The 21799-nt window shown below is 69.3% G+C and carries 25 protein-coding genes and 1 pseudogene; 13 read left to right on the top strand and 13 right to left on the bottom strand.

Annotation, left to right across the window (positions count from 1 at the left end; all coding sequences use genetic code 11):
• Positions 1-26 precede the first annotated feature (26 nt).
• The 4 genes from KY500_RS10570 to KY500_RS10555 all read right to left on the bottom strand — a co-directional run bounded on the left by KY500_RS10570 (position 27) and on the right by KY500_RS10555 (position 5435).
• Positions 27-2105 (bottom strand): glycogen debranching N-terminal domain-containing protein, encoded by a 2079-nt coding sequence (locus KY500_RS10570; protein ID WP_219900533.1) that lies wholly within the window; start codon positions 2103-2105, stop codon positions 27-29.
• Positions 2106-2169: 64 nt separating this feature from the next.
• A complete protein-coding gene (locus KY500_RS10565; protein ID WP_219900532.1) occupies positions 2170-3078 on the bottom strand; it encodes a carbohydrate ABC transporter permease in 909 nt (302 codons plus the stop codon).
• Positions 3075-4169, bottom strand: a complete 1095-nt coding sequence (locus tag KY500_RS10560; protein WP_219900531.1) for a carbohydrate ABC transporter permease — start codon at positions 4167-4169, stop codon at positions 3075-3077. The genes KY500_RS10565 and KY500_RS10560 overlap by 4 nt, the downstream gene beginning before the upstream one ends.
• 6 nt (positions 4170-4175) lie before the next feature.
• A complete protein-coding gene (locus tag KY500_RS10555; RefSeq protein WP_219900530.1) occupies positions 4176-5435 on the bottom strand; it encodes an extracellular solute-binding protein in 1260 nt (419 codons plus the stop codon).
• A gap of 216 nt (positions 5436-5651) precedes the next feature.
• On the opposite strand from KY500_RS10555, the gene KY500_RS10550 reads away from it, so the two are divergent.
• Both KY500_RS10550 and KY500_RS19300 read left to right on the top strand, forming a co-directional pair.
• A complete protein-coding gene (locus KY500_RS10550; protein WP_255579179.1) occupies positions 5652-6578 on the top strand; it encodes a LacI family DNA-binding transcriptional regulator in 927 nt (308 codons plus the stop codon).
• The gene (locus tag KY500_RS19300) at positions 6563-6706 is read left to right on the top strand and encodes a hypothetical protein (protein WP_255579178.1); all 144 of its coding nucleotides are present in this window, start codon (positions 6563-6565) and stop codon (positions 6704-6706) included. Before KY500_RS10550 ends, KY500_RS19300 begins: the two co-directional genes overlap by 16 nt.
• Before the next feature lie 280 nt (positions 6707-6986).
• Here the strand turns inward: KY500_RS19300 and KY500_RS10545 are convergent, their stop codons facing one another.
• The 4 genes from KY500_RS10545 to KY500_RS10530 form a co-directional block, all read right to left on the bottom strand.
• On the bottom strand, positions 6987-7550 hold the full coding sequence (locus KY500_RS10545; RefSeq protein ID WP_219900529.1) for a hypothetical protein: 564 nt from the start codon (positions 7548-7550) through the stop codon (positions 6987-6989).
• 87 nt (positions 7551-7637) lie between these two features.
• Complete coding sequence (locus tag KY500_RS10540) at positions 7638-7877, bottom strand: hypothetical protein (RefSeq protein ID WP_219900528.1); 240 nt, start codon at positions 7875-7877, stop codon at positions 7638-7640.
• A 53-nt stretch (positions 7878-7930) separates the two neighbouring features.
• Positions 7931-8158, bottom strand: a complete 228-nt coding sequence (locus KY500_RS10535) for a hypothetical protein (RefSeq protein WP_219900527.1) — start codon at positions 8156-8158, stop codon at positions 7931-7933.
• On the bottom strand, positions 8158-8457 hold the full coding sequence (locus KY500_RS10530) for a hypothetical protein (RefSeq protein ID WP_219900526.1): 300 nt from the start codon (positions 8455-8457) through the stop codon (positions 8158-8160). The genes KY500_RS10535 and KY500_RS10530 overlap by 1 nt, the downstream gene beginning before the upstream one ends.
• 262 nt (positions 8458-8719) lie before the next feature.
• On the opposite strand from KY500_RS10530, the gene KY500_RS10525 reads away from it, so the two are divergent.
• On the top strand, positions 8720-9193 hold the full coding sequence (locus tag KY500_RS10525) for a hypothetical protein (protein ID WP_219900525.1): 474 nt from the start codon (positions 8720-8722) through the stop codon (positions 9191-9193).
• A gap of 115 nt (positions 9194-9308) precedes the next feature.
• Here KY500_RS10525 and KY500_RS10520 read toward each other — a convergent pair whose 3' ends face one another.
• Together KY500_RS10520 and KY500_RS10515 are read right to left on the bottom strand one after the other, a co-directional pair.
• Positions 9309-9590: a glutaredoxin domain-containing protein gene (locus KY500_RS10520; protein ID WP_219900524.1), complete on the bottom strand. Its 282-nt coding sequence runs from the start codon at positions 9588-9590 to the stop codon at positions 9309-9311.
• A 109-nt stretch (positions 9591-9699) separates the two neighbouring features.
• Positions 9700-10962: an MFS transporter gene (locus KY500_RS10515; protein ID WP_219900523.1), complete on the bottom strand. Its 1263-nt coding sequence runs from the start codon at positions 10960-10962 to the stop codon at positions 9700-9702.
• A gap of 203 nt (positions 10963-11165) precedes the next feature.
• Between KY500_RS10515 and KY500_RS10510 the strand changes: the two genes are divergently transcribed.
• Positions 11166-11819: a hypothetical protein gene (locus tag KY500_RS10510; protein ID WP_219900522.1), complete on the top strand. Its 654-nt coding sequence runs from the start codon at positions 11166-11168 to the stop codon at positions 11817-11819.
• Positions 11816-13420, top strand: a complete 1605-nt coding sequence (locus tag KY500_RS10505; protein WP_219900521.1) for an FAD-dependent monooxygenase — start codon at positions 11816-11818, stop codon at positions 13418-13420. Before KY500_RS10510 ends, KY500_RS10505 begins: the two co-directional genes overlap by 4 nt.
• Before the next feature lie 13 nt (positions 13421-13433).
• On the opposite strand, the gene KY500_RS10500 is transcribed toward KY500_RS10505, so the two are convergent.
• Positions 13434-13766, bottom strand: coding sequence for a nitroreductase/quinone reductase family protein (locus tag KY500_RS10500; protein ID WP_219900520.1), 333 nt, complete (start codon positions 13764-13766; stop codon positions 13434-13436).
• A 276-nt stretch (positions 13767-14042) separates the two neighbouring features.
• Here KY500_RS10500 and KY500_RS10495 point away from each other — a divergent pair, with 276 nt between their 5' ends.
• Positions 14043-14252 carry an ANTAR domain-containing protein gene (locus KY500_RS10495; RefSeq protein WP_219900519.1) on the top strand — a complete coding sequence of 70 codons (210 nt, stop codon included), beginning with the start codon at positions 14043-14045 and terminating at the stop codon, positions 14250-14252.
• Between the two features lie 196 nt (positions 14253-14448).
• The gene (locus KY500_RS10490; RefSeq protein ID WP_219900518.1) at positions 14449-15183 is read left to right on the top strand and encodes a hypothetical protein; all 735 of its coding nucleotides are present in this window, start codon (positions 14449-14451) and stop codon (positions 15181-15183) included.
• Positions 15184-15652: 469 nt separating this feature from the next.
• Here the strand turns inward: KY500_RS10490 and KY500_RS10485 are convergent, their stop codons facing one another.
• Positions 15653-16195 (bottom strand): helix-turn-helix domain-containing protein, encoded by a 543-nt coding sequence (locus tag KY500_RS10485; protein WP_255579177.1) that lies wholly within the window; start codon positions 16193-16195, stop codon positions 15653-15655.
• A 175-nt stretch (positions 16196-16370) separates the two neighbouring features.
• Between KY500_RS10485 and KY500_RS10480 the strand changes: the two genes are divergently transcribed.
• From KY500_RS10480 to KY500_RS10460, 6 genes and pseudogenes are all read left to right on the top strand, one after another.
• Positions 16371-17150 (top strand): phosphatase PAP2 family protein, encoded by a 780-nt coding sequence (locus KY500_RS10480; RefSeq protein ID WP_219900517.1) that lies wholly within the window; start codon positions 16371-16373, stop codon positions 17148-17150.
• A gap of 242 nt (positions 17151-17392) precedes the next feature.
• The gene (locus KY500_RS10475) at positions 17393-17596 is read left to right on the top strand and encodes a hypothetical protein (RefSeq protein ID WP_219900516.1); all 204 of its coding nucleotides are present in this window, start codon (positions 17393-17395) and stop codon (positions 17594-17596) included.
• Between the two features lie 32 nt (positions 17597-17628).
• Complete coding sequence (locus tag KY500_RS10470; protein WP_219900515.1) at positions 17629-18606, top strand: aldo/keto reductase; 978 nt, start codon at positions 17629-17631, stop codon at positions 18604-18606.
• Positions 18607-18860: 254 nt separating this feature from the next.
• On the top strand, positions 18861-19109 hold the full coding sequence (locus KY500_RS10465; protein ID WP_219900514.1) for a hypothetical protein: 249 nt from the start codon (positions 18861-18863) through the stop codon (positions 19107-19109).
• Positions 19110-19515: 406 nt separating this feature from the next.
• Positions 19516-19866 (top strand): annotated as a pseudogene (locus KY500_RS19780) (DUF2207 domain-containing protein); the annotation flags it as partial.
• A 102-nt stretch (positions 19867-19968) separates the two neighbouring features.
• A complete protein-coding gene (locus KY500_RS10460) occupies positions 19969-21264 on the top strand; it encodes a hypothetical protein (RefSeq protein WP_370626933.1) in 1296 nt (431 codons plus the stop codon).
• On the opposite strand, the gene KY500_RS10455 is transcribed toward KY500_RS10460, so the two are convergent.
• Positions 21261-21770, bottom strand: a complete 510-nt coding sequence (locus KY500_RS10455) for an N-acetyltransferase (RefSeq protein ID WP_219900513.1) — start codon at positions 21768-21770, stop codon at positions 21261-21263. The genes KY500_RS10460 and KY500_RS10455 overlap by 4 nt on opposite strands.
• Positions 21771-21799: the final 29 nt, after the last annotated feature.

Raw genomic sequence — 21799 nt, 5'->3', positions numbered from 1 at the left:
AGTGCGCCGTCCCGATACGGCGCCGGTCAGCGGATGCTGCGAGCGGGCAGCCCGTGCAGGTTGACGTCGCCGACGATCGCGGGCGTGATCGGGGCGGAGGTGATCTCGCCGGTGGCCGGGTCGGGCTCCAGGCCGAGCACGGTGCCCAGCACCGCCACCGCTGCGGCGGCGGACCACGCCTGCGGGCGGCAGGCGGCCGGGTAGGGCCCGGCGGCGGTCACGGCGGTGGCATCGTCGCCGGAATGCAGCTCGGGCATCCGGTAGTCGAACGACTCGGCCGCCGCGAGCAGGCCCTCGATCAGGGTGCCCGCCTCGGCACCGAAGCCGTCGCGGCCCAGGCCGGTGATCGCGATGGCTGTGTCATGGGTCCACACCGAGCCGCCGTGGTAACTCACCGGCCAGTAGCCGGCCGAGTCGGTGGACATGGTGCGCAGGCCGTACCCGGAGTTGAGCTCGGGGGAGACCAGCCGGGCGGCGACGAGGGCGGCTTCCTCGGCCGAGAGCAGGCCGGTGCCGAGCAGGTGGCCGATGTTGCTGGTGACGGTGTCGACCGGACGCTTGAACGCATCCAGTGCGACGGCCGGGTAGCGGCCCGCGGGGGAGTCGATCCAGAACGATTCACGGAACCGGGTCTTGAGCTTCTCGGCCCAGGCCCGCCAGATATCGCCGCCGGGCCGGCCGAACGCGTCGAGCAGGTCGGCGCCGCCGATGGCGGCCTGGTAGGCGTAGGCCTGCACCTCGCAGAGCGCGATGGGGCCGTCGGCGAGGCTACCGTCGCGCCATTGGATGGAGTCGCCGGAGTCCTTCCAGCCCTGGTTGGCCAGGCCGTGGCCGGTGCTGTCGACGTACTCGAGGAACCCGTCGCCGTCGCTGTCGCCGAAGTCACGCATCCAGGCCAGGGCCGCCTCGAGGTGTGGCAGCAGGGCCTCGACCTCGGCGTCGGCCATGCCCCAACGGTGTGCGTCGGCGAGCAGGCAGATCCACAGCGGGGTGGCGTCGACGGTGCCGTAGTACAGCGGCGGCAGCGAGACGTCTTCGCCGGGGATGGTGAACGCGGCCGGCCGCAGTTCGTGCATGATCTTGCCGGGCTGCTCAGCGGTCTCGTCGTTGGTCGACGTGCCCTGCAGCTCGGCCAGGATGCGCAGGGTGGAGGCGGCGAGCTCGGTGCCCAGCGGCAACATGAACCGGGCGGCCCAGATCGAGTCCCGGCCGAACAAGGTGAAGAACCACGGGGCGCCGGCGGCGAGGAACGGCTCCTCCGGCCGCGCGGTGGTTGCCATCCGCAGGCCGGAGAGGTCCTCCAGCGCCTTCTGCACCCAGCGGCCCAGCCGGGCGTCGCCGGACTGCACCGACACTCCGGCCCACTCGGGCAGCCCGGGGGCCGCCTGCACGACGGTCGCGGAGTGGTCGATGTCGACGGTCCAGGTGACGGTGACGCTGCCGCGGGCCGGCACGGTGACCGCCCAGTTGGCGCCGAGTTCGGTGGGCCGGTCGGGGGCGCCGACGGGGTCGGCCGAGTGGCGGCCGAGCGCGGCGGCATCCGTGCCCAGCACCCCGTCGCCGCTCACCTGCACGAGCGCCGCCACGCTGGCGGTGGCCAGGCGGATGCCCGCGTCGCTGGTCTGCACATCGACCGCCGGCGTCTCGGGCAGCTCTGCTGCCGGGAACGCGGCCCGGTCGGCCGCGCTGGCCAGCCCGGCCTTGACGGTCTGCATATCGGCGAAGTCGGCCGACAGACGCACCGATACTGTGGTGTCGACCGGCTCGGCCAGCCCGGACTCGATGGTGATCTGCTCGGTGAACCGCCCGGCGGTGACCGTGCGGGTGACGTGCAGCCGCAGCCGGGGGTCGGCGGTGCGGTCGTCGAGGTGCCGGAGCAGCGCGTTGAACGTCATCTCGCCGGCCCCGCGAGCGGCCGAGCCGATGGGTTCACCAATCGCGCCGCCGACCAGGAGGGTCCACCCGGAGAGGATGCGGGTGTCGGCGTGATACAGGCCGTGGATCGGCAGACTCGTGCGCCCGTCGGAGCCTGACCACGCCTGGGTGGGCGCGGCCAGAACAATGGCGGAATCGTGGAGCAGGGGCTGGACGGGGTGGGAAAGCATGAGTGAGGTACGACTCCAGTGGTGTTGTGGTGCGGATCTGGGGGAACAGTGCGTTCGGGAGCGGCTACTCCTTCACGGCCCCGTCGGTGGTGTTCATGATGCGTTTCTGGAAGATGAAGAACATCACCGCCACCGGGATGGTCATGATCGCCGCCGCGGCGAGCTTGAGCGGGTACTGCGTGCCCTGGCTCAGCTGCCCGGACGCCAGCGACGCGACGCCCTTGGTGAGCGTGGTCAGTTCGGGTGATTGGGTGGCCACGATGAAGTGCGACAACTCATTCCAGGAGCCCTGGAACGACAGGATGATGATGGTCACCAGCGCCGGCCTGGCCATCGGCAGCACAATCGACCAGAACACCCGGAAGGTGCCGGCCCCGTCGATGCGGGCCTGCTCCTCGACGCTGGCGGGGATGGACTCGAAGAAGTTCTTCATGATGAAGACGCCCGCGGCATCCGTGAGCAGCGGCACGATCATGGCCACGTAGGTGTCGTAGATGCCCAACTGGTTGATCACCAGGAACTTGGGAATCAGCAGCACCACCCCGGGCACGCTCATCACCGCGATGAGCAGCGCGAAGATCACGTTGCGGCCGCGGAAATGCAGCCGGGCCAGCGCATACCCGGCCAGGGAGTTGAAGAACACCCGGCCGAGGGTGACGAAGACCGTGACGATGGCGGAGTTCTGGAACCAGACCGGGAAGTCCGAGTTGAGAAACAACCTCTCGTACGCGGCCAACGACCAGGTGGCCGGAATCAGCGACATCGGATTGCTCGCGGCCTCGGCATCCGTCTTGAACGACGTGGCGACCTGCACCAGGAACGGGGCGATGTAGATGATCGCGAGCACGATCAGGATGGCGTAGAGCAGCGACCGGCCGGCGATGGCGGACGTGGGCAGCTGCGGCCGACTCAGGGTGCGCAGCCGCTGGGAGGGGGAGCGGGGCTGCACCCGGGCGCGTGCGGTGGTGCTCATTTGGAACCTCCGGGGGTGGGGGTCTGCACGTACAGGCGCATCCGCCGGGCGGAGACCTTGCGTTCGGCCAGCAGCCAACGCTGGAACAGGGTGAAGACCACGATGATCACGAACAGGATGAACGCGATCGCGGCGCCCTGGCCCCACGCCTGGTTGGTGAACGCGGTTTGGTAGGACAGGTACGCCGGGGTGAGCGTGGTCTTGCCCGGCCCGCCCTGGGTGCCGGTGTAGATCTGGTCGAATACCTGCCAGGCGCCGATCAGGCCCAGGGTGAGCACGGTGAACAGTGTCGGCCGCAGCTGGGGGAGGGTGACCCGCCAGAACCGTTGCCAGCCGTTGGCGCCGTCCATCATGGCCGCCTCCACGACGTCGCCGCTGAGGTTCTGCAGGGCCGCGATGAAGAGCAGCATGAACGTGCCACTGGTGGTGAACACGGCCATCAGGATGAACGCGCTCATGGCAACGGATGGGCCGGCGAGCCACTCCCAGAACGAGATGCCGAGGAAGGAATTGCCGGTGAGTGCCGCGGGCCCGGTCGTCACGCCGAACACCCGGAGGATGTTGTGCAGCACGCCGCTGGGGTCGTTGAACCAGTTCGGCCCGTTGACACCGATGAAGGAGAGCAGCTTGTTCACCGCGCCGGTGGAGCTGAACAGGAACAACCAGAGCACCGTGATGGCGACCGAGCTGGTGACCGACGGGAAATAGAACGCGGTGCGGAAGAACCCGCGGCCGCGCAGGATCGCCCGGTTCACCAGCACAGCCAGGAACAACGAGAGCATGGTCTGGATCGGCACGACAAGGAGCACGTACCAGGCGTTGTTGCGCAGGGCCGTCCCGAAGTCCTGTTCGGCCAGGCCGCCGCCGCCCAGCAGGGCCGAGTAGTTGTCCATGCCCACGAACGACACCGTGCCGGCGAAGGGGCTGCCGCGGCCGTTCCAGTCGGAGAAGCTGACCCAGAGGGCCATCAGCACCGGGATGACCAGGAACATGCCGAGGAGGATGATCATCGGGGCGGTGAACAGCCACCCCGAGGCGGCCTCGCCGCCCCGGATTCCGGAGCGGCGAGACGTGCGAGAAGGTGTCGTCATGGTGGACTACTTCAGCAGTGCTTCGAGGTTCTTCTGCGTGGAGTCGAGGATCGCCTGGGCGTCCCCGGTCTTCAGCGACTCGAGCTGTGCATTGAGGTCGCTCACGACATCCGCGGCGCCCTTCACGTTGGGCACACCCTTGGCGTAGTCCGCGCCGTCGAGGAAGGCGACCAGGTTGGGGTTGGCGCTCTTCCAGTCGTCGGCGGCCGACTGGATCGACGGCATCGGGCCGAACTCCTCGGAGAAGGTCAACTGGGCATCCTTGCTGGTGAGCTGCTCAACGAGGTCGAGCGCGGCGGCCTGGTTGGGGCTGTCGGCGGCGATGCCCCAGCAGTTGGTGAACTGCAGGGTGCCCTTGCCCTCTGGGCCGGCGGGCAGCTCGGCGACGGTGTACTTCACGTCGGGGAAGTCGCTCTTCATCGCTCCCGTGATCCAGTTGCCCTCGATGGTCATGGCGGACAGCTGCTTGCCGAACGCCTCGCCGCCCCAGCCGGCCCCGATCTCGCTGGCGTAGCTCATGACCCCGTCGTTGAGGAGGGTCTGGGCGTAATCCAGTCCGGCCACGCTGCCGGCGCTGTTCGCGGTGGCCTCGGTGTTGTCGTCGTTCATCAGGTTGCCGCCGGCCTGCGCCATGAACGCGCCGATGCGGGCGTACTCGCCGCCGATGGCCAGGCCCACGTGCTCGGGGGTGGTCAGGGTCTTGCTCACGGCGGCCAGCTGGTCCCAGGTGGTGGGGATGTCGGCATCCGTGAGCCCGGCCTGGGCCCAGAGGTCGGTGTTGATGATCAGCTGCAGGGTGGAGAAGTCCTTGGGCGCGCAGTAGAAGTCGCCGTCGTAGGTGAAGGACTTGACCAGGCTCGGGTAGAAGTCGTCCTTGTTGGCCAGCTGGTCGCCGTAGGCGAGGAGCGAACCGTTCGACGCGTAGCCGGCGAGGGCATCCGTGGACAGGTAGAAGACGTCGGCGGGCTTCTGGGCGGCAAAGCCCTGGGCGAGCTGCTGGTTGAGGTCGCTGGCGACGCTGACCTTGGCCTCGGTGCCCGAGTCCGTGGACCAGGCGTCCACGGCGGCGTTGACGGATGCGGTCTCAGCGTCGCCGCTGGAGCCGATGAGGACGGTGAGGCCCTTCGAGGAATCGCTGGTGAGTTCGCCGTCAGCGGGTGCGGCGGTGTCGCCGAAACCCGAGCCGGAACCACACGCGCTGAGCGTGAGGGCGCCGACCACGGTAAGGCCTGCGCCGATCAGCCAGCGGGAGTTGCGTCGTTGCATCTTGATGCTCCTTCTGTCGCGCTACGGTGCGCGCTTGCTTGTGTAGTGGTCACAGTAGCCGAATTAATTTGATCGATCAAATGTTTTCTTGGATCGATCAAATATTGCCTATTTTGTGGTGTCAAACGCGGTACTCTGTGGGAGATCGGTGTTGGATCGATCCACTGACGGGGTCAATGGGCCCGGTCGATGTGGGACTCGGGGGGAGGAGCGGCCTTGACTACATTTCCGACCGTGACGGATGTCGCGCTGGCCGCCGGCGTCTCCCGCCAGACCGTCTCGAACGTGATGAACTCGCCCGACATCGTGCGCGCCGACACCCGGGAGCGGGTGCAGGCTGCGATCGCCGAGCTGGGCTACCGCCCACACGCGTCGGCGAGGCGGCTGCGCACCCGGCGCAGTTCCACCATCGGCATCCGGCTCGACCCGATGATCGACGGCATCTCCGGCTCGGTGCTGGACAGCTTTCTGCACGCCCTCACCGAGCAGGCAGACCGGCAGGGCCTGCGGGTGCTGCTGTTCACCGCGACCGGCCCCGAAGACGAGATCACCCAGCTCAAGCGCCTGAACGACGGCGCCGATGTGGACGGCTTCGTGCTCACCTCGACGTTCGCCGGCGACCCCCGCACGACCTGGCTGCTTGAGAACGGGATTTCGTTCGTGACCTTCGGCCGCCCGTGGGGCGTGGACGACATGGACGACCCGCAGCATCTCTGGGTGGACGTGGACGGCTGGACCGGCCTGCACGATGCGACCCGGGCTCAGCAGGATGCCGGCGCCCGCCGCATCGGGTACATCGGCTGGCCGAGCCCGTCGGGCACGGGCGACGACCGGCGGCGCGGCTGGCGCGACGCGATGCTCGAGCGCGGCGACGTCACCGAGGACGAACTGGCCCAGCTCGAGGTGGTCACCGTGGACGGAGTGGCCGAGGGAACCGCGGCCATGCAGGAGTTGCGTCGCAGCGCGGGGCGTCTCGACGCGGTGCTCTGCGCGAGCGACTCCCTGGCCCTCGGCGCCATGATCGCCAACCCGAGCGGGTGCCGGTCACCGGCTACGACAACACGCCCGTCGCCGCGGCGATCGGGCTCTCCAGCGTCGATCAGTCCGTGGACGAGGTGGCCGCGGGGGTGCTCGAGCTGCTGACGGGCGAGTTCGGCGGCAAGGTACACGGCGCCCCCGAGTCGGTGGAGCCTCGCCACCGCATGGTGAAGCCCCGGCTGGTGGTGCGCGAGTTCGCCGCCATCCCTATGGAGGCCTCGGCCCCGGCCTGAGCTGCCCGAGCGCGGGTGCAGCGCCGTTTCGCGGGAGATTCATCGACGGGTGCTCCGTCCTGCGGGGTTCCCGGGCGGCCCCTCGTGGCCCGAGCGCGGGTGCGGCGCCGTTTGGCGGGTGGCGTGCCTCCCGCGCAGCGGCGCCTGGCCCGCGCTTAGCCGAGGGCGGATGCTACGCGCGGGTGTGGCGCCGTTTCGCGGGTGTGGCGCCGTTTCGCGGGTGCGGCGCCGTTTCGCGGGTACTGCGCCGTTGGGAGGGGACGCGGATCCGGGCCCTCGCTCAGCCCTGCAGCGCCGTCACCGAACCGAAGAACTCGGGGTAGCTCGCGTAATAGGTGACGCCGTCGCTGTTGACCACCACGGGCAGGTAACTCGGGTCGTAGTCGGACGGCGCGCGCAAGACGCCCGCGAAGGGATCATCGGTCTGGGTCCAGCCCTCGTCGAGCAGCTGCTGCTTCTGCGCGGCCCAGCTGGCGTCATCCTGCGTGGCTTGGGCGTACCAGACCTGAACGTCGCCGCCGTCGCGTTTCCAGTAGCAGCCGAAGCCCGCGTCCATGAGCGACTGCATCGTGGCGTCGAACGCGCGGGTGTCCGGGTTCAGGGTGAGACCGTCCTCCTCCAACGACGAGTACTCCTCGGCGGTCAGCACGGTGTCGCAGCTGTCCGTGGCCGCGGATGCCTCCGGCTCCGGCTCAGGCGCGGTCGCGGTCGGCGTGGCGGTCGGTGTCGGGGCAACGGTGGCGGTTCGAGTCGGTGTCGGCGATGGTTGAGTATCGTTCCCGGCCGCGCATCCGGTCAGCGCAAGGACAAGGGCCACACACGCGGGAACTACGGAGCGTCTCATGCCACCAACCTACCGAGCGTCCGTGACGCGGATGCCCGGGTGCCTCGCGAGTCGCAAAGCCTGTCCTGCGGTCCTGCGGAACGCCGGCTACGGCAGGGGCATGGCCTGCAGCACCGGCCAGAGCAGCGACACGAACAGCACGATGACCACCACCACGAGGACCGCGAGGCCGAGGATCACCGCGTAGGAGAGCACCACGGCCAGCAGCTGCAGCCCCACCACGCCTGCGGGCGGGCTGGCCACCTCGTGCTCATCGGCGAAGATCGCCAGTCCGTCGGCGAGGCCGGTGTTCTCGGCTGCGGTCGTGTTCTGCTCTGGCGTGCTCATCTGTACCCCCGGGGGAAGACTACAGGTGCCTGGTCTCCGCGGCCGGCCCGGGCTCACACAGCCGAGTCGTCGTCGAGTGCGGTGAGGGTGTTGGAGCGCGCGTCCACGCGCATCCGCGTGCACAACTCGTCGAGCGAGAGCCGGGCCTGCTCATCGCTGAGTTCGATGCGCGCCAACGTGTAGTCCTCGGGCGGAAGCGGCGTGGGTGTCGGATACCTACCGTCGTCGATGACGGCGCCGATGATGGTTCCGGCATGGTCGTGCACGGCGAGAAGCAGCATCAGGATTCCACTCTGATGGCGGTGAACATAAGCAGTCCGCCGTTGCCCGACGGCCGGAATTCCCGGCCGACCGGGTCGGACACGGTGACCAGAAAGTTCTCGACGAACCGCATCTCGTTGTCCGAGGTGGTCCACTGGCGTTCGACCTCCACCTGCATGTTGCCCTGGTACGGGCGCAAGGCGAAGCTCCAGTAGTGCGAGTTGTCGCCAAGCGGCCACGACCAGATGAGCTGGCCCCTGGCCTGGTAGAGGCCGTTCTGGTTGTCGTGCGGTGCCCAGTATTGGGTGACGGTGGTCATGGCGCATACGGTACTCCGGCCGCAGGTGCGGTTCAACGGGTAGGCGTCGGGGTGCGCTGTGACCGCTGCGCGGGTGGGGCGCCGGTTCGCGGGTGGCGTGCTCCCGGCGCAGCGGCGCCGGGCCAGCGCAGCTCGGCGGCACCGGTTCACGGACCGGGCCCGTGGGGCTTTCGGGCAGCGGATGCGCGGGCGTAGCGTGGATGGCACAGGAGGGGATGCTTCGACACCCAGCGTCGGGGGCCGGCGCCGATCGGGAGCTCACATGGCCGTCAGGGATGCGTTCAGCACGGAGGAGTGGCGCACGGTCAGCGCCGCGCCGTTCCTGGTCGGCCTGTACCTGGTGGGGGCGTCGCAGTGCGGTCCGATGGGGATCGTCACGGAGATGCTGGCCGCGGAGAAGGCGGTCACCCTCGAGGCATCCCAGCCAGACGGGCTGCCCATCGTGCAGGAGATCGAGGCGGACCTCGTGGCGGAGGTGCTGACGAGGGACTTCGGCCTGATCGACGGCTCCGACGAGACCCAGGCCCGGGTGCTCGGCGAGCTGACCCTGGCGCTGGCGCTCGTGAAGACGCACTCGCCCGGCCTGGACTCCGCGTTCCGGGCCTGGCTCTTCCGGGTCGCCGAGCACGTGGCCCGGGCATCGGCCGAGGGCTCTCCCGGCGACAGGCGGGTCATCGGAGACCACGAACTCGACGCGCTGCACACCCTGGCCGGCCTGCTCGGGGTGCCCCGGTAGGTCTGCCGTTGAGGCCTGCGCACGCCACTGTCGATCGGCCGGGTGAGCGCCCACGGCCTCTGGTCGCCGACCCCGCCGAACTGGGCATCAGCGCCACCGGGCCCGAGGGTGGTGCCTAGATCGTGCCGAGTGCCGTGAGCTTGGCGCGCACATCCGCGTCGCTGGGCTCGACCATGTGGGTGTTGTCGGCGAACACGAGCACGGGAATCTGGGTGCGGCCGCTGATGGCCCTGGCCCGGTCGGCGCCGTCCTCGACGCTCTCCAGGTCTACGTAGTCGTAGGCGACGCCCAGGCCGTCGAGCAGTTTCTTGGAGCGGCGGCAGTCCTTGCACCATTCGGCGCCGAACATGGTCAGGTCGGCGGCGGCGGCGGCGGCGGGCGTTGCGGGTGCGGTCATGGGTCGAGCTTAGGCGCGGGCCGGCTTGGAGGATCCTGAGCGCCCCGCCGTGCCGGCCCAGCACGACCGTCCTCGGCGAGAGAAAGGCCCGGCCGGTGGATGAAACGGCTCAACCAGCTGAGGTGAGTTCCGGTTCGTCGGAGGGCGCCACATCCGTCGTTCCTGGCCGCACCCGGGTGGCCAGCACCGGCGCGAACAGTACCACGAGCAGCCCCGCCATCGGGACCACGAGCAGCCCGTAGCGGAGCGCGGTGAGGTCCGCGATGGCGCCCACGATGGGCGGGGACACCAGGAAGCCCAGCCGCAGCAACCAAGCCACGATGGTGAGCCCGGTGCCGGCCCGGAACCCGGGCAGCTCATCGGCGGCGTGCATAGCCGCGGGGATCAGCGTGGCCACGCCCAGCCCGGCGAGGCCGAAGCCCACGATGGTGCCAGGGATGGACGGGAACGCCAGAGCGCTGCCCATGCCCAGGAACACGATGGCGCCGCCGGCGCGGGCCACGGCGCGCTGGCCGAACCTGTCGACCAGGCCGTCGCCCAGCATCCGGCCGATGAACTGCATGCCCTGCAGGGCGATGAAGCCCAGGCCGGCCACCAGAGCGGATGTCTCGAGCGTGTCGGTGAGGTAGATGGCCGACCATGACGCCCCGGCGTCCTCAACGACGGCGCCGGACGCGGCGATCACCACGAGTGCTCCGAGCACCAGCCACTTGCCCAGCCGGGCGGGGGAGCGGGTGGGTACCGTGGTGGCGATCGGTGCGGCGGCCTCCGGCTCCAGCGGTTCGGGGCCGGCCAGCAGGAACCGGTAGGTGTAGAGCGCGAACAGACTGAACGTGACGGCCGAGACCACCAGGTGGGTGCCGCGTGGCACGTCGAGCTGGGCGGCCGCGGCGCCGAGCAGACCACCGGTGACCGCGCCGATGCTCCACACCGCGTGGAAGGAGTTGAGGATGCTCCTCTTATACAGTCGCTGAACCCGCAGACCGTGTGAGTTCTGGGCCACGTCGGTGATGGAGTCCATGGCGCCGGCGAGGAAGATGCCGGCCGCCAGGGCGATCCAGCTGGGGGCGATGCCGGCCACGATCAGGCCTACCGAGGTGAGGATGGTGGAGGCGATGGCCACCCGCGACGAGCGGAACCGGCGGATGAGCATGCCCGCGGCGAGTCCGGCGATGAGCGCACCAAGCGGGAACGCCGCCACGGCCAGCCCGAACTCGGCGTTGCTCAGGCCCAACTCCGACTTGATCGCCGGATACCGGGGGATCAGGTTCGCGAACAGCGCGCCGTTGGTGAAGAACAAAACGGCGACGGCCACGCGCGCGCGACGCACCTCCACGGCGGGGCGGATGCTGGAGCGAGCGGGAGGCGTCATTGCGTCAGGGGTCTTTCCGGTGGAGGTCGCGAATCCGGTGCGGGGCACAGGGTTCCAGCTTGGCACGGATGCCGGCGACGGTGGGCGCGCCACCGCCCAGGGGTGGCCCTTTCCGGCCACCGAATGGCTGCCTATGCTGGCAGGGTCTGCGCAGGCCGGCGGTGCGTCCGTGGTCTGCGCGCGCGGAGCCAGGGAGGAACCCCATGACGTTCACCAATCTCGACGGGCGCCCCGAGAAGCCGCCGGTGGCGGTAGGCCCGGCGGTGCGGGGGCTGGCCGGGTGTGCAGCCCGTACGGCGGTGCTGTTGGCGGAGCGGCGTATCCACCTGCCCCGGGAGAACACCGGCCGACAGCTGAGCTTCGGCGACGGCAGCCAGGCGGTGGTGTACCGCGAGACCGAGGTGGACCGCGGGGTGACCCATGACCCGGCGGTGCTCGTCGTGGGGTTCAGGTTGCGGGTGCTGCGGGGCCGCGCGCACCGCTGGTTCCGGGTGCAGAGCATCCTCAACACACCCCTGTTCGTCGGTTTTCCCGGCTACGTGTCCAAGCTCTGGATGACCCACGACGAACACGGTGTGTACCGGGGCATCTACGAGTGGGACGGCCCGGAGCGCGCCGAGACCTACGCGCGCACCCTGTGGCGGGTGCTGGCGCTGGGCAGCGTGCCCGGCTCGATCCATTACCGCGTGCTGCCCGGGGCGCACCGGGACGAGTTCCTCGCCGATCCGGCCGCGTACCTGCCCGGGGCCGCGCCGGCTCTGACAGGGCCGCCGACCGTGAGGGTGATCGGCCCGGCGGGCTGGTGGCGTCCGGCCCGGCCGATGCTGCCGAAGGCCCGACTGCGCGAACCGGTATGACCGGCTTCGACACGGATGTGCTCGTGGTGGGCGCCGGCACCACGGGGCTTACTCTCGCGCTGCAGGCGCACGACCACGGGGCCCGGGTACGAATCCTGGAACGGCGGCCGGAGCCGTTCCGGCCGTCACGGGCGATGGTAGTGCATCCGCGCACACTGGAGCTGCTGCGTCCGCTGGGGGTGACGGATGCCCTGCTCGGCCTCGGCGACACCTCGCCGTCCGTGCGGCTGCACCTGGGTTCGCGCAAGGTCGCGGTGTCTGTGGACCGGTTCGACCTGCCGGGTACGGCCTTCCCGCACCTGCTGCTGATCCGGCAGGCGGATGTGGAGGCGGTGCTGTCCGCGGCGCTCGCCGAGCGAGGCATACTCGTGGAGCGCGGCAGCGAGGTGGTGCGCGTGGCCCGGTTGGGTGGCGGCGGAGCGCGGGCCGTGCTGCGCGGGGACGACCGGCCCGAGCGGGAGGTGCGCTGCCGGTACCTGGCCGGCTGCGACGGACCGGCCAGTCTGGTGCGCCGGTCGGTGGGCGGTTGGCTGGGCAGCGACTACGCCCAGGAGATGGTGCTGGCCGACCTGGAGCTGGGAGCATCCACGGCGCTCGAGCCGGGGGTGGCGCAGGTGGTCGTGGGGCGGCGCGGGCTGGTCTTCCTGTTCACCATCGGGGAGCGGGCCGGCTGGCGCATGCTCGCCACCCGCCCCGCCGGCGCCGACCGGCAGCCGTTCGGCCAGCCGGGACCGACCGTGCCAGCCACGGCCCTGCAGAGCCTGCTCGACGAGGCCGGGCTGCCGGCCCGGATCGTGTCAGTGGCCTGGTCGACCCAGGTGCGGCTGCAACACCGCCTCGCCAGCCGGTTCAGCCGCGGGCCCCTGTTCCTGGCCGGCGACGCCGCCCACGCGCACTCGCCGGCGGGAGCGCAGGGCATGAATGCGGGCATCCACGACGCCGTCAACCTCGGCTGGAAACTGGCCTTCGCGGCGGCCGCCGGCCCCGCCGGGTCACTGGCCGCCCTGCCCGGATCGGCGCTGCTGGATTCCTACGCCGTTGAGCGCCGCCGCGCGGATGCCGCCGTGCTACGCCTGACGCACGCCATCTACTGGGCCGAGGCGAGCCTCAATCCGGTGGCCCAACTGGCCCGCGGCGTGCTCGTGCCGATGGCCGCACCGTTGGTGCCCTGGCTGCTTCGCCGCCGCCGTCTCACGGCCGCGGGGGTCCGCACGCTGGCTGCGTTCCGGCTGCGGTACCGGCACAGTCCGCTGTCGGTGGAGGTGCACGCTTCACTCACCCCGGTGCGTGGCGGCCTGGCCCGGCGCGTGCTGCGGCCCGGGTCCCGCGTGGCCGACACCCTGGTGCGCTGTGAGGGCCGCCGGGTGCGGTTGCACGAACTTCTTGCGGGGCCGGGGGTGCATATCCTGCTGCAGGCGAACGCCCGACCGGTGCCGGAGCGGCTGCTCGGTGCGCTGACGCACGCCTATCGGCTCGCCGACCGGCCGGGCACCGGCATGCTCGTCGTGAGACCCGACGGGTACGTGGCGCTGCGTGCTCCCGTTGTCGACGAGCCGAACCTCGCCGCGTGGCTGCGGATGGTGGGCCTGCTCGTCAGCTGAGCCAGCTGCGGGCTCAGTGCTCGGCCGGTGAGAAGACCAGGGCGCACGGGTCGAGCCGGAAGATCGGATGGTCCGTCACATCCGGCAGCCCGGCGAGGAAGGCGTCGGCCCGCCGGCCGAGCCGTTTGAGGTACGCAGCCGCGATCCGGGCATGTTCGTCGCCGCGCAACTCTGTGGCCCGGTACGGGTGCCGACGCCAGTGGACGCGCAGCTCGCACCGTCCGGCGATGCGGAGGTTGCGGACCCACTGGGTTTCCCCGCGGCCGGCGATCACATAGCGGTCGCCCTCGATGTCGAACGGAGCTAGGGGCGTGCCGATCGTGCGTCCGCTGGTCCGGCCGCGCACGATGAGCGTGGGGGCGCCGAGGGTACGTGCGACGGGGTTGACGACGTGCTGCAGAAGGGGCTGGGCGCTAGGTAGCCGCCCTGATGAACGTGGGTGGTGCTCACTGGCGATTCCTTTCTCGAAGCGAGGCGCGCATCCGCCCTTCGCCGCACACGGTACTGCCGGTGCGCCGACCGCGGAAGGCATGGCTCGCTACGAACAAAAATCTTGACCCGTTCGGGGTACACGGTTGAGAATGAAAACCAAGCCTCACCACCCGAATCGAGGCGGGAAGCCGTGCACGACGTGACCCATGAAAGCCAGATCAGACAATCCACCGCGTGGTACAACCCCGAGATACATCAGGCAACCGGAGTGATCATCGCGCAAACCCACGCGGATGCAGATGAAGCGTTGCGACTCCTGGTGGAACATGCCCAATCCACACGTGTCCCCGTGGACGCCGTGGCCGCAGACGTTATCGCTCGCAGGATCACCTTCACCTAACTTCTTCGGTCAGTGCAGGGCCGTCGTCGTATGGATGAGGTACCCAGGAACTCTTGCTGTACTACGTGTGCAATATCGGGTGTGCGATGCGTATCCGACCAAAGGGGGAAGCTCACCGCGTCTCGGTAAGACGGCCGGCTAACCGGCTTCGTCGGGCTCAACGACAGGACACCTGGCCGTGTGTGACCATGTGGAGATGGATTCGTTGGACGAGAGAGACGAACTTGGAACGATCGCGGTCGAAGCCGATGTGCTTGCACAGAGTGGCATTGAGCTCGACGCGATGCTCGCTGAACTGCAGGTAGCCCTCGCCGGGGAGATACCTGCGGACACTCCTCGCGTGGGGTGGCGTGTGCTCACCGCACAGAACGGTGCGGCCCAGACCGTTGGCGCTCCGACCGATTTCGATGGTCAGTGGTGGCGGATCGGCCTCATCAGGCGCGACCAGGGCGAGGGCATGCCGCATCTTCTCGAGCTGCATCCCACTTCACAACGTCGCCGGCCCAGCAAGAAAGACCGGGCTGGCGGCCTCGTTCTGCGGTGGCCGGCTGTCACTCGATCGGCGCCCGATCTGGACCTGCTCGGGATCGATATCGTCAACGCTGGCGAGGAACGGTGGCATCCCCACGGGGACTCATTCACAGTGTTCGCAGCGCTGGGCGAACCAGGTGCGCCTGCCCCGGGCGTGTCTTTCGCCTATGTCGCCGGCCAATCCCCAGCACTGCCGCTCGATCCGGGAGAGTATGCGCGGGTGCGAGTGGTTGTCGATTCCGGACAATGGCGGGACGCGCATCCCGGGCCGTGTGAGGTTCACGCCTGCCTCGTGGATCTCGGTCTGCGCGGCGGAGAGCCGCTTCACGTGGAGCTGACCGAGCGAGACATTCACGTCCACCAGCCCCGGAAGCGCCCTCTTGCGCCACCGTCCCCGTGACCGACGAGACCTTTCGGGGCACCTCAGGATCAAGATTCGAGTTCGCCGATTCGATCAGCGCGTCGAAACCCGAGATCCCCAGCAAGATCAGGTGGCGGCGGGCTACCTAGACTCGTAGCTGGGGTCGGAATCCGCCCGGTCAGCCCGTGACCGCCGGCACCACTGAGCCGAATCGGGACGGGACAGCCGTGATCAACCGGCGTTCCATTTCGGTCGAACCAACCAGGCCAGCACGGCGCTCACGCCCGCGAGCGCACCCAGTGTGATCGGAATCCACGCTCGAATCGAGGCGCCCGCCCGAGGCTGGACGGAAGAATCAGGATCAGCGCGCAGCTCACAATTACGAGCACGGCCAGGAAGACAAGGAACCGCGGAGTAGATCGTTTCATGGTGACGCAACCTTACTCGGGGTGCCCGGATGGTCCACGGCGAAGCCAGTAACCGGCGTGGGTCAGCGCAGCCGCCCAGGTCAGTGCACCCCGCCGACAGGGCGGATGGCGAAGATCTCCGGGTCGTTCTCGCCCGGGCCCGGCACGATGGCGATGTCCTCCGGCGCGATCACACTGCCCGCGGCGGTGACGAAGGCGATCGAGGCCGCCTCGCCGGTGTCGGCGTACTGGTACAGGCGGCTCGGGCCGTGCCCCGAGGGCCGGTACACATTGCCCCACTGGGCGAGCGCACCGAGCACGGGCAGCAGCGCGTCGCCGGCCGCGGTGAGGTGGTAGTCGAAGCGTTCCCGGGCGCCGGGCTCCCGGTAGCCGCGCCGCTCGAGCACACCCGCATCCACGAGGCCGCACAGTCGTGAGGTGAGGATATCGGTGGGGATGCCGAGGATGCGGCGGAAGTCGCTGAACCGGGTGTGGCCACGAAACGCTTCCCGCACGATCAGAACGGTCCACTTGTCTCCGAGCACCTGCATGGTGCGAGCGATGGAGCAGCGAGAGTCGATGCCGGTGCGGTGGGCCGGGCCGGGGGACAGCACGTGAGGAGCATCGGATCGATCCGTTGTCATGCCCTCATCTTGGCACCGACGCTCCTGGGCGAGTCGAGTGGATTTCATCTTTGCCGCTGTGTAACGTCGGTCTCCGGCCAACCACGATCCGCACCACGACCGAACGGCGGCCGGCACCCGTACCTGAAAGGCTCCACATGCACCGACGCATCCGCATCTCGTTCGGCTCAGCCCTGTGAGCCAATCATCGCTCGGCACGCGGGAGCGCCTGCGGGCATTGCACGACAAATTCATTGTGGAGGACCGGTGGCGCACGGCCGGCGAGCGTACCCGGCTCTACCTGCTGTCGGCGGCGTTGATCGTCATCGGGGTGGCGGGGTTCATGATCATCCTCGCCGACATCGTGCAGCGCGATGACGTGGCCGGCATCGATATCCCGATGAACGCTTGGCTCATGCAGACCCGCACCGGTGCCATGACCACGATCATGATCGGCCTGGCCATCGGGTTCGGACCGGTGGCGTTGCCCGTGATCATCTTCGGCACGATCGTGGTGTGGGGCGTGCTCGCCAAGCACCTGTGGCGGCCGGTGTTGCTGGCCCTGGGCACACTCACCGGCCTGGTCCTGGTGCAGGTGATCACCAGGCTTGTCGAGCGGCACCGTCCGCCGGTTGAACTCATGCTCTTCGGCGTCGACACCACCTACTCATTCCCCTCTGGGCATGTGTCGGGTGCCACAAATTTCCTGCTGCTGCTCACGTACCTCATCTACTCCCGGCGCGCCGCGAGCCGACGAGCGGTCATCGTCGTGGGAGTGCTGCTCGTGATTGCCGTGGGCCTGGCCGCCCTCAGCCGTGTTTACCTCGGTTATCACTGGCCAACGGATGCGCTGGCCTCCATCGCCCTTGCGCTCGCGATCCTCGGCGGCATCATCGCCCTCGACACCTGGCGCACCGTGCGGGTGCGGGCGGACGGGCGGCTGGGCGCAGACGCATCCGTGTCAGCAGATAGATAGGCACTAGCGAGGTTAGGAGGACGCCCTGCGCCAAAACGTCCTCATAAGCTTCCGAAGTCCTCTTTTCGGGCGGCGAGGAATTGCGGAACCGAACCGAAGCGATCAGCCATGGGCCGAGCGTACCGCGAGGGTCAGCGAGGTCGCCTGATTGACTGCACCGCCTCTCAGCGGTAGACACGAGGGAAGGGTCGGCCGCCCCGTGTGACCCATCCGTCGGCCGGTTCGCAACGTTTGGAGGACTCATGTCCGACACCTTCACGCTTGTACTCGGTACCGTACTTGTGCTCGGAGCCATCGCCGTTTCGCTGTTCCTATACGTGACATCACGCCGCTCGCAGTCGACCCAGCTGACCGAACAGGAACGGGCCGAACGCGACGCTCGCACCCAACTCGAAGCTGCCCAGGGCACCAAGATCCGCACCACCGGCAGGGGCGCCGGCCTCTAGGCCGATCGGCCGCCGCCGTCGAAAGGAAACCCATGAAGTACACCCGCCTGGGCACCACCGGTCTCGACGTGTCGGCGATCACGCTGGGCTGCATGAGCTTCGGCAACCCGATGCGCGGCAACCACGCCTGGACCCTGCCCGAGGAACAGAGCCGCCCGCTGATCCGGCAGGCGTTGGAAGCCGGCATCACCACTTTCGACACCGCCAATGTGTACTCCGACGGCAGCAGCGAGGAGATCCTCGGCCGGGCCCTGCGGGACTTCAGCAGCCGCGATGACTACGTGCTCGCCACCAAGGTGCACGGGCGGATGCGGCCGGGCCCGAACGGTGCCGGGCTCTCGCGCCGCGCCATCCTGGCCGAGATCGACCACAGCCTCACCCGGCTCGGCACCGACCACGTCGACCTGTACCAGATCCACCGCTGGGACCCGCTGACGCCCATTCTGGAAACCATGGAGGCCCTGCACGACGTGGTCAAGGCGGGGAAGGCCCGGTACATCGGAGCGTCGTCGATGTTCGCGTGGCAGTTCGCCCAGGCGCAGTACACCGCCGACCTGGGCGGGTTCACCCGCTTCGTATCGATGCAGGACCAGTACAACCTGATCAACCGGGAGGAAGAGCGGGAGATGCACCCGTTCTGCCTCGACCAGGGCGTGGGCGTGCTGCCCTGGAGCCCGTTGGCGCGCGGCAAGCTCACCCGCGAGTGGGATGCATCCACCAACCGCTCCGAAACCGACACCTTCGGCCAGACCCTCTACAAGCAGCAGGAGTCGGACGACCGGGAGATCGCCGCGGTCGTCGCCCAGGTGGCGGCTGAGCGTGGGGTGCCGCGGGCGCAGGTGGCCCTGGCCTGGGTGCGGCAGCAGCCCGCAGTGACCTCGCCGATCGTGGGCGCCACCCAGGCTCACCACCTCACGGATGCCGTCGCCTCGGTTGACCTCACCCTCACCGACGAGGAACTGGCCCGGCTCGCCGCGCCGTACCGGCCGCACGCCCCCGAGGGGTTCTAGCCGTCCACTCGGGCGAGCGGCCCGCCGAATGTCGGTGGTGTCGCGTAGCTTGGCGCCACCTACTCACTCACCCTCGTGCCGAGAAAACGGAGCAGATCATGAGGGTATTTGTGGCGACGTCGGCCGGCCAGGGCGTTCGGGCCAGCGATTCAAACGCGTGCGTGGAAGGGGAGCTTGTCTGGCTCCGGGATGTGTGTCCGGCGAGCAGGCGCCGTCCAGACGGTCCCTGCCCGTGCGGGAGATCGTTCGCCGGGATGAGTTCGAATAGGAACACCACGACGGCTCGTGTGGTGGATATCGCCGGACTCACCCGGTCGGAATACGAGTCCGCCCTGGTCGCGAGTTTCGACCTGCAGGAATGGTGCCGGTGTTGCACCGCCCGGCCGGTCGCGGATGTCATCGACGAGCTCGTGGCGCTGGCCGGGGTCTTTTCAGCCGGGGCGGTCGTCGAACGACGGGTCGACGAGCTCAATCTGAGGGGGTCGCTAGGCTCGGAGACGTGACTCGTCTTCTGAAGGTCCTGTCCTCCCTTGCCGTGACCGCCGTGCTGACGCTCGGTGCGCCGCTGGCGGCGAACGCCGTCGCGCCGGCTCCCATGGAGGCCGGACGGTCGGCCTCGACGGTGCCAGGCGGGGTGTACGGCCTGGCCGGGAGCGCGCGTGCCGCCGTGCCGGCGGACACGTCGGACTTCAGCTTCGCGCTCTATGCGGGGGAGTACTACCTCGACCGGGATACGACCGGTCACTCCACGCTGCGCACCGTCGAGACCTTCGTCGCCCAGTTTCCCGACTTCGACCAGAACAGGGGCATCATCCGGGCCATCCCCAACGACTACGACGGTGTGCCGCTGAACACCACCGTCGAGTCCGTCACCGACGCCGGGGAGCGCCGGTCTCCTTCGAGTCCACGGACACCGGCGGATTCACCGAGCTCGCCCTCGGCACCGACGAGTTCGTGCGCGGCACCCAGACCTATGTCATCAGCTACACCCAGCAGAACGTCGTGCGCGCGTTCGCCGACACGAACGACGACGAGCTCTACTGGGACACGAACGGCACCGGCTTCGACCAGTCGTTCGGCTCCGTCGCCGCCCGGGTGCACGTGGCCCCGGCGATCGCCGGGTTCCTCACGGGCAACAACGCCTGCTACACCGGTGCGCAGGGCGAGAGCGGCGACTGCACCATCCTGCAGGAGGACGATCCGGATGCGCCGGCCACCGCGGCCGGCGACCCTGCCGCCGCTGAACCGTCCGCTGCCGATCCCGCGGCCACAGACTCGGCCGCGACCGACCCCGCCGCTACCGACCCCGCCGCGACCGAGCCCGCCGCGACCGACCCATCCGGCGCTCTCCCGGCCGGCCAGATGTTCACCGCCGAGGCCACCGACCTGGGCCCGCGCGAGAACCTCACCGTGGCCATCGGCTTCACGGCGGGTACCTTCGTGCAGGTACCCGCCGAGTCCCAGTCGGGATCCGGTTACCAGCCCGGGTTCAGCGCCCCGATCGACGCTGGCGGCATCCCGTTCGGCCTGATCGGCCTGGCCCTGCTCGGCGGAGTCTTCGTGCTCGCCCGAGTCTTCGCCTACCCGCGGGAGCCCCGCGGACGCGGCACCATCATCGCCCAGTACACCGTGCCCGCCGGCTACAACCTGCTCGAGGCGGCCGACCTCATCGGCCGCACCCGCTCGGGCGTCGCCGCGGAGATCGTGAGCCTGGCGGTGCGCGGCAAGGTGCGCATCCTGGACTACCCGGTCAGCGCCTCGGGCGGCGACTACACGCTACAGCTGCTGCGCACCGACGGTGTCGACGACCAGGAACTGACGCTGCTGGCCACCTTCTTCCCCGGGCTCACCGCGGGTGCTGTGTGCGCGCTCGGCGTCACCAACGACCCCCTGGCACGAGCCCTGACCGCCGCGACCGCCGATGCGAATCGCCGCAACATCGCCCGCGGCTGGCGCACGCGGCCCACCATGTCTGTCGCCCGCAAGCGCCTGATCCTCGGCCTCGGCGCCTTCGCGCTGCTCAGCCTGGGCGCTCTCGGGGTCCTCCAACCGCCGGCCGGATGGTGGTTTCCGGTGCTCGTTCTCGCCGTGGCGGCCGTGATCGTGGCTGTCGTCGCGTCCCAGCGGCCCGTGCAGCTGAGCACCGCCGGGGTGGAGCAGCGCGACTACCTCACCGGCATGAAGGTCTATCTCGACCTGGCCGAGGCCGACCGGTTCCGCATGTTGCAGAGCCCGGATGGCGCGTTGCGGGTCACCGTGCCCAGTGCTGTTCCCGCTTCAACCGCTCATGCCTCGAACGGCTCCGCGGCTGCGGGCAGTGCCAACGGTGTCGACACCGTGGAGCTTGTAAAGCTGTACGAGAAGCTGCTGCCCTACGCGGTGCTCTGGGGGGTCGAACGCGAGTGGGCGGCCGAGCTGGCGGTCTACTACGAGCAGGACGCCACCCCGCCGGGCTGGTTCGTGTCGCAGAACGCGTTCAACGGCATCTACCTGGCTTCGGCGCTGAACGGCATCGTCAATTCGGTGCACACCACCGAAACGCCCACGCCCCCGCCGACCTCCTGGTCGGGCAGCGGCGGCGGAAGCTTCTCCGGCGGCTCCTTCGGCGGCGGTTTCTCCGGCGGTGGTGGCGGTGGTGGTGGTGGAGGCGGCCGTTAGAGCCGCTTGACCATCTCGATCTCCTCGGAGGTGGCATCCAACACGTACTGCACCCGGTGCCCGGTTTCGATGAACCCGCGACGCAGGTAGGCGGCGCGGGCACGGGCGTTGTCCTCGTGCACGTGCAGGGTCAGCACCTCGCCCTCGCCGCGCGCCCACTCCTCGATCGCGCCCAGCAGGCTGTCGAAGACGCCGGCGTCGCGGCCGCGGTGACCCGGCGACACGTACACGCCCACGAGCAGGGCGCCTGAGGTGGGATCCGGCACGTAGCCGCCCATGGTGCCCACCCAGGTGCCGGCCGGGTCGATCGCGACCAGCACCGTTCCGTGCTCGGCGGTGCCGCGCGCGGCGCGCATCCGCCATTCGCTCTCGGTGTCGCTCAGGGCGTTCTGCAGGGTCTCACCGAACGCGATCGGGGTGTCGGCGAGCATCTCCAGGCGGAGTGTCCGCACCTCGCGCCAATCGCTCGCCACGGTGCGCTGGATGCGGTACCCCTCTGTAACCATTCGCCGAGCTTACCGATTCCCCGCGCCCC

This window comes from Cryobacterium sp. PAMC25264, from assembly GCF_019443325.1.
In the GTDB taxonomy this organism is placed as follows: Bacteria; Actinomycetota; Actinomycetes; order Actinomycetales; family Microbacteriaceae; genus Cryobacterium.
The sequence above is the reverse complement of the archived record's forward strand: the minus strand, read 5'-3'. Positions and strand labels throughout refer to the sequence as shown.

Coding starts and splice junctions, on each gene's coding strand:
- KY500_RS10485 (WP_255579177.1), bottom strand. CDS start 16,195: ATGACAACGGATCGATCCGATGCTCCTCACGTGCTGTCCCCCGGCCCG.
- KY500_RS10470 (WP_219900515.1), top strand. CDS start 17,629: ATGAAGTACACCCGCCTGGGCACCACCGGTCTCGACGTGTCGGCGATC.
- KY500_RS10490 (WP_219900518.1), top strand. CDS start 14,449: ATGGATTCGTTGGACGAGAGAGACGAACTTGGAACGATCGCGGTCGAA.
- KY500_RS10520 (WP_219900524.1), bottom strand. CDS start 9,590: ATGACCGCACCCGCAACGCCCGCCGCCGCCGCCGCCGCCGACCTGACC.
- KY500_RS10540 (WP_219900528.1), bottom strand. CDS start 7,877: ATGAGCACGCCAGAGCAGAACACGACCGCAGCCGAGAACACCGGCCTC.
- KY500_RS10510 (WP_219900522.1), top strand. CDS start 11,166: ATGACGTTCACCAATCTCGACGGGCGCCCCGAGAAGCCGCCGGTGGCG.
- KY500_RS10530 (WP_219900526.1), bottom strand. CDS start 8,457: ATGACCACCGTCACCCAATACTGGGCACCGCACGACAACCAGAACGGC.
- KY500_RS10475 (WP_219900516.1), top strand. CDS start 17,393: ATGTCCGACACCTTCACGCTTGTACTCGGTACCGTACTTGTGCTCGGA.
- KY500_RS10555 (WP_219900530.1), bottom strand. CDS start 5,435: ATGCAACGACGCAACTCCCGCTGGCTGATCGGCGCAGGCCTTACCGTG.
- KY500_RS10515 (WP_219900523.1), bottom strand. CDS start 10,962: ATGACGCCTCCCGCTCGCTCCAGCATCCGCCCCGCCGTGGAGGTGCGT.
- KY500_RS10460 (WP_370626933.1), top strand. CDS start 19,969: ATGTTCACCGCCGAGGCCACCGACCTGGGCCCGCGCGAGAACCTCACC.
- KY500_RS10525 (WP_219900525.1), top strand. CDS start 8,720: ATGGCCGTCAGGGATGCGTTCAGCACGGAGGAGTGGCGCACGGTCAGC.
- KY500_RS10570 (WP_219900533.1), bottom strand. CDS start 2,105: ATGCTTTCCCACCCCGTCCAGCCCCTGCTCCACGATTCCGCCATTGTT.
- KY500_RS10455 (WP_219900513.1), bottom strand. CDS start 21,770: ATGGTTACAGAGGGGTACCGCATCCAGCGCACCGTGGCGAGCGATTGG.
- KY500_RS10505 (WP_219900521.1), top strand. CDS start 11,816: ATGACCGGCTTCGACACGGATGTGCTCGTGGTGGGCGCCGGCACCACG.
- KY500_RS10565 (WP_219900532.1), bottom strand. CDS start 3,078: ATGAGCACCACCGCACGCGCCCGGGTGCAGCCCCGCTCCCCCTCCCAG.
- KY500_RS10535 (WP_219900527.1), bottom strand. CDS start 8,158: ATGCTGCTTCTCGCCGTGCACGACCATGCCGGAACCATCATCGGCGCC.
- KY500_RS10560 (WP_219900531.1), bottom strand. CDS start 4,169: ATGACGACACCTTCTCGCACGTCTCGCCGCTCCGGAATCCGGGGCGGC.
- KY500_RS10545 (WP_219900529.1), bottom strand. CDS start 7,550: ATGAGACGCTCCGTAGTTCCCGCGTGTGTGGCCCTTGTCCTTGCGCTG.
- KY500_RS10465 (WP_219900514.1), top strand. CDS start 18,861: ATGAGTTCGAATAGGAACACCACGACGGCTCGTGTGGTGGATATCGCC.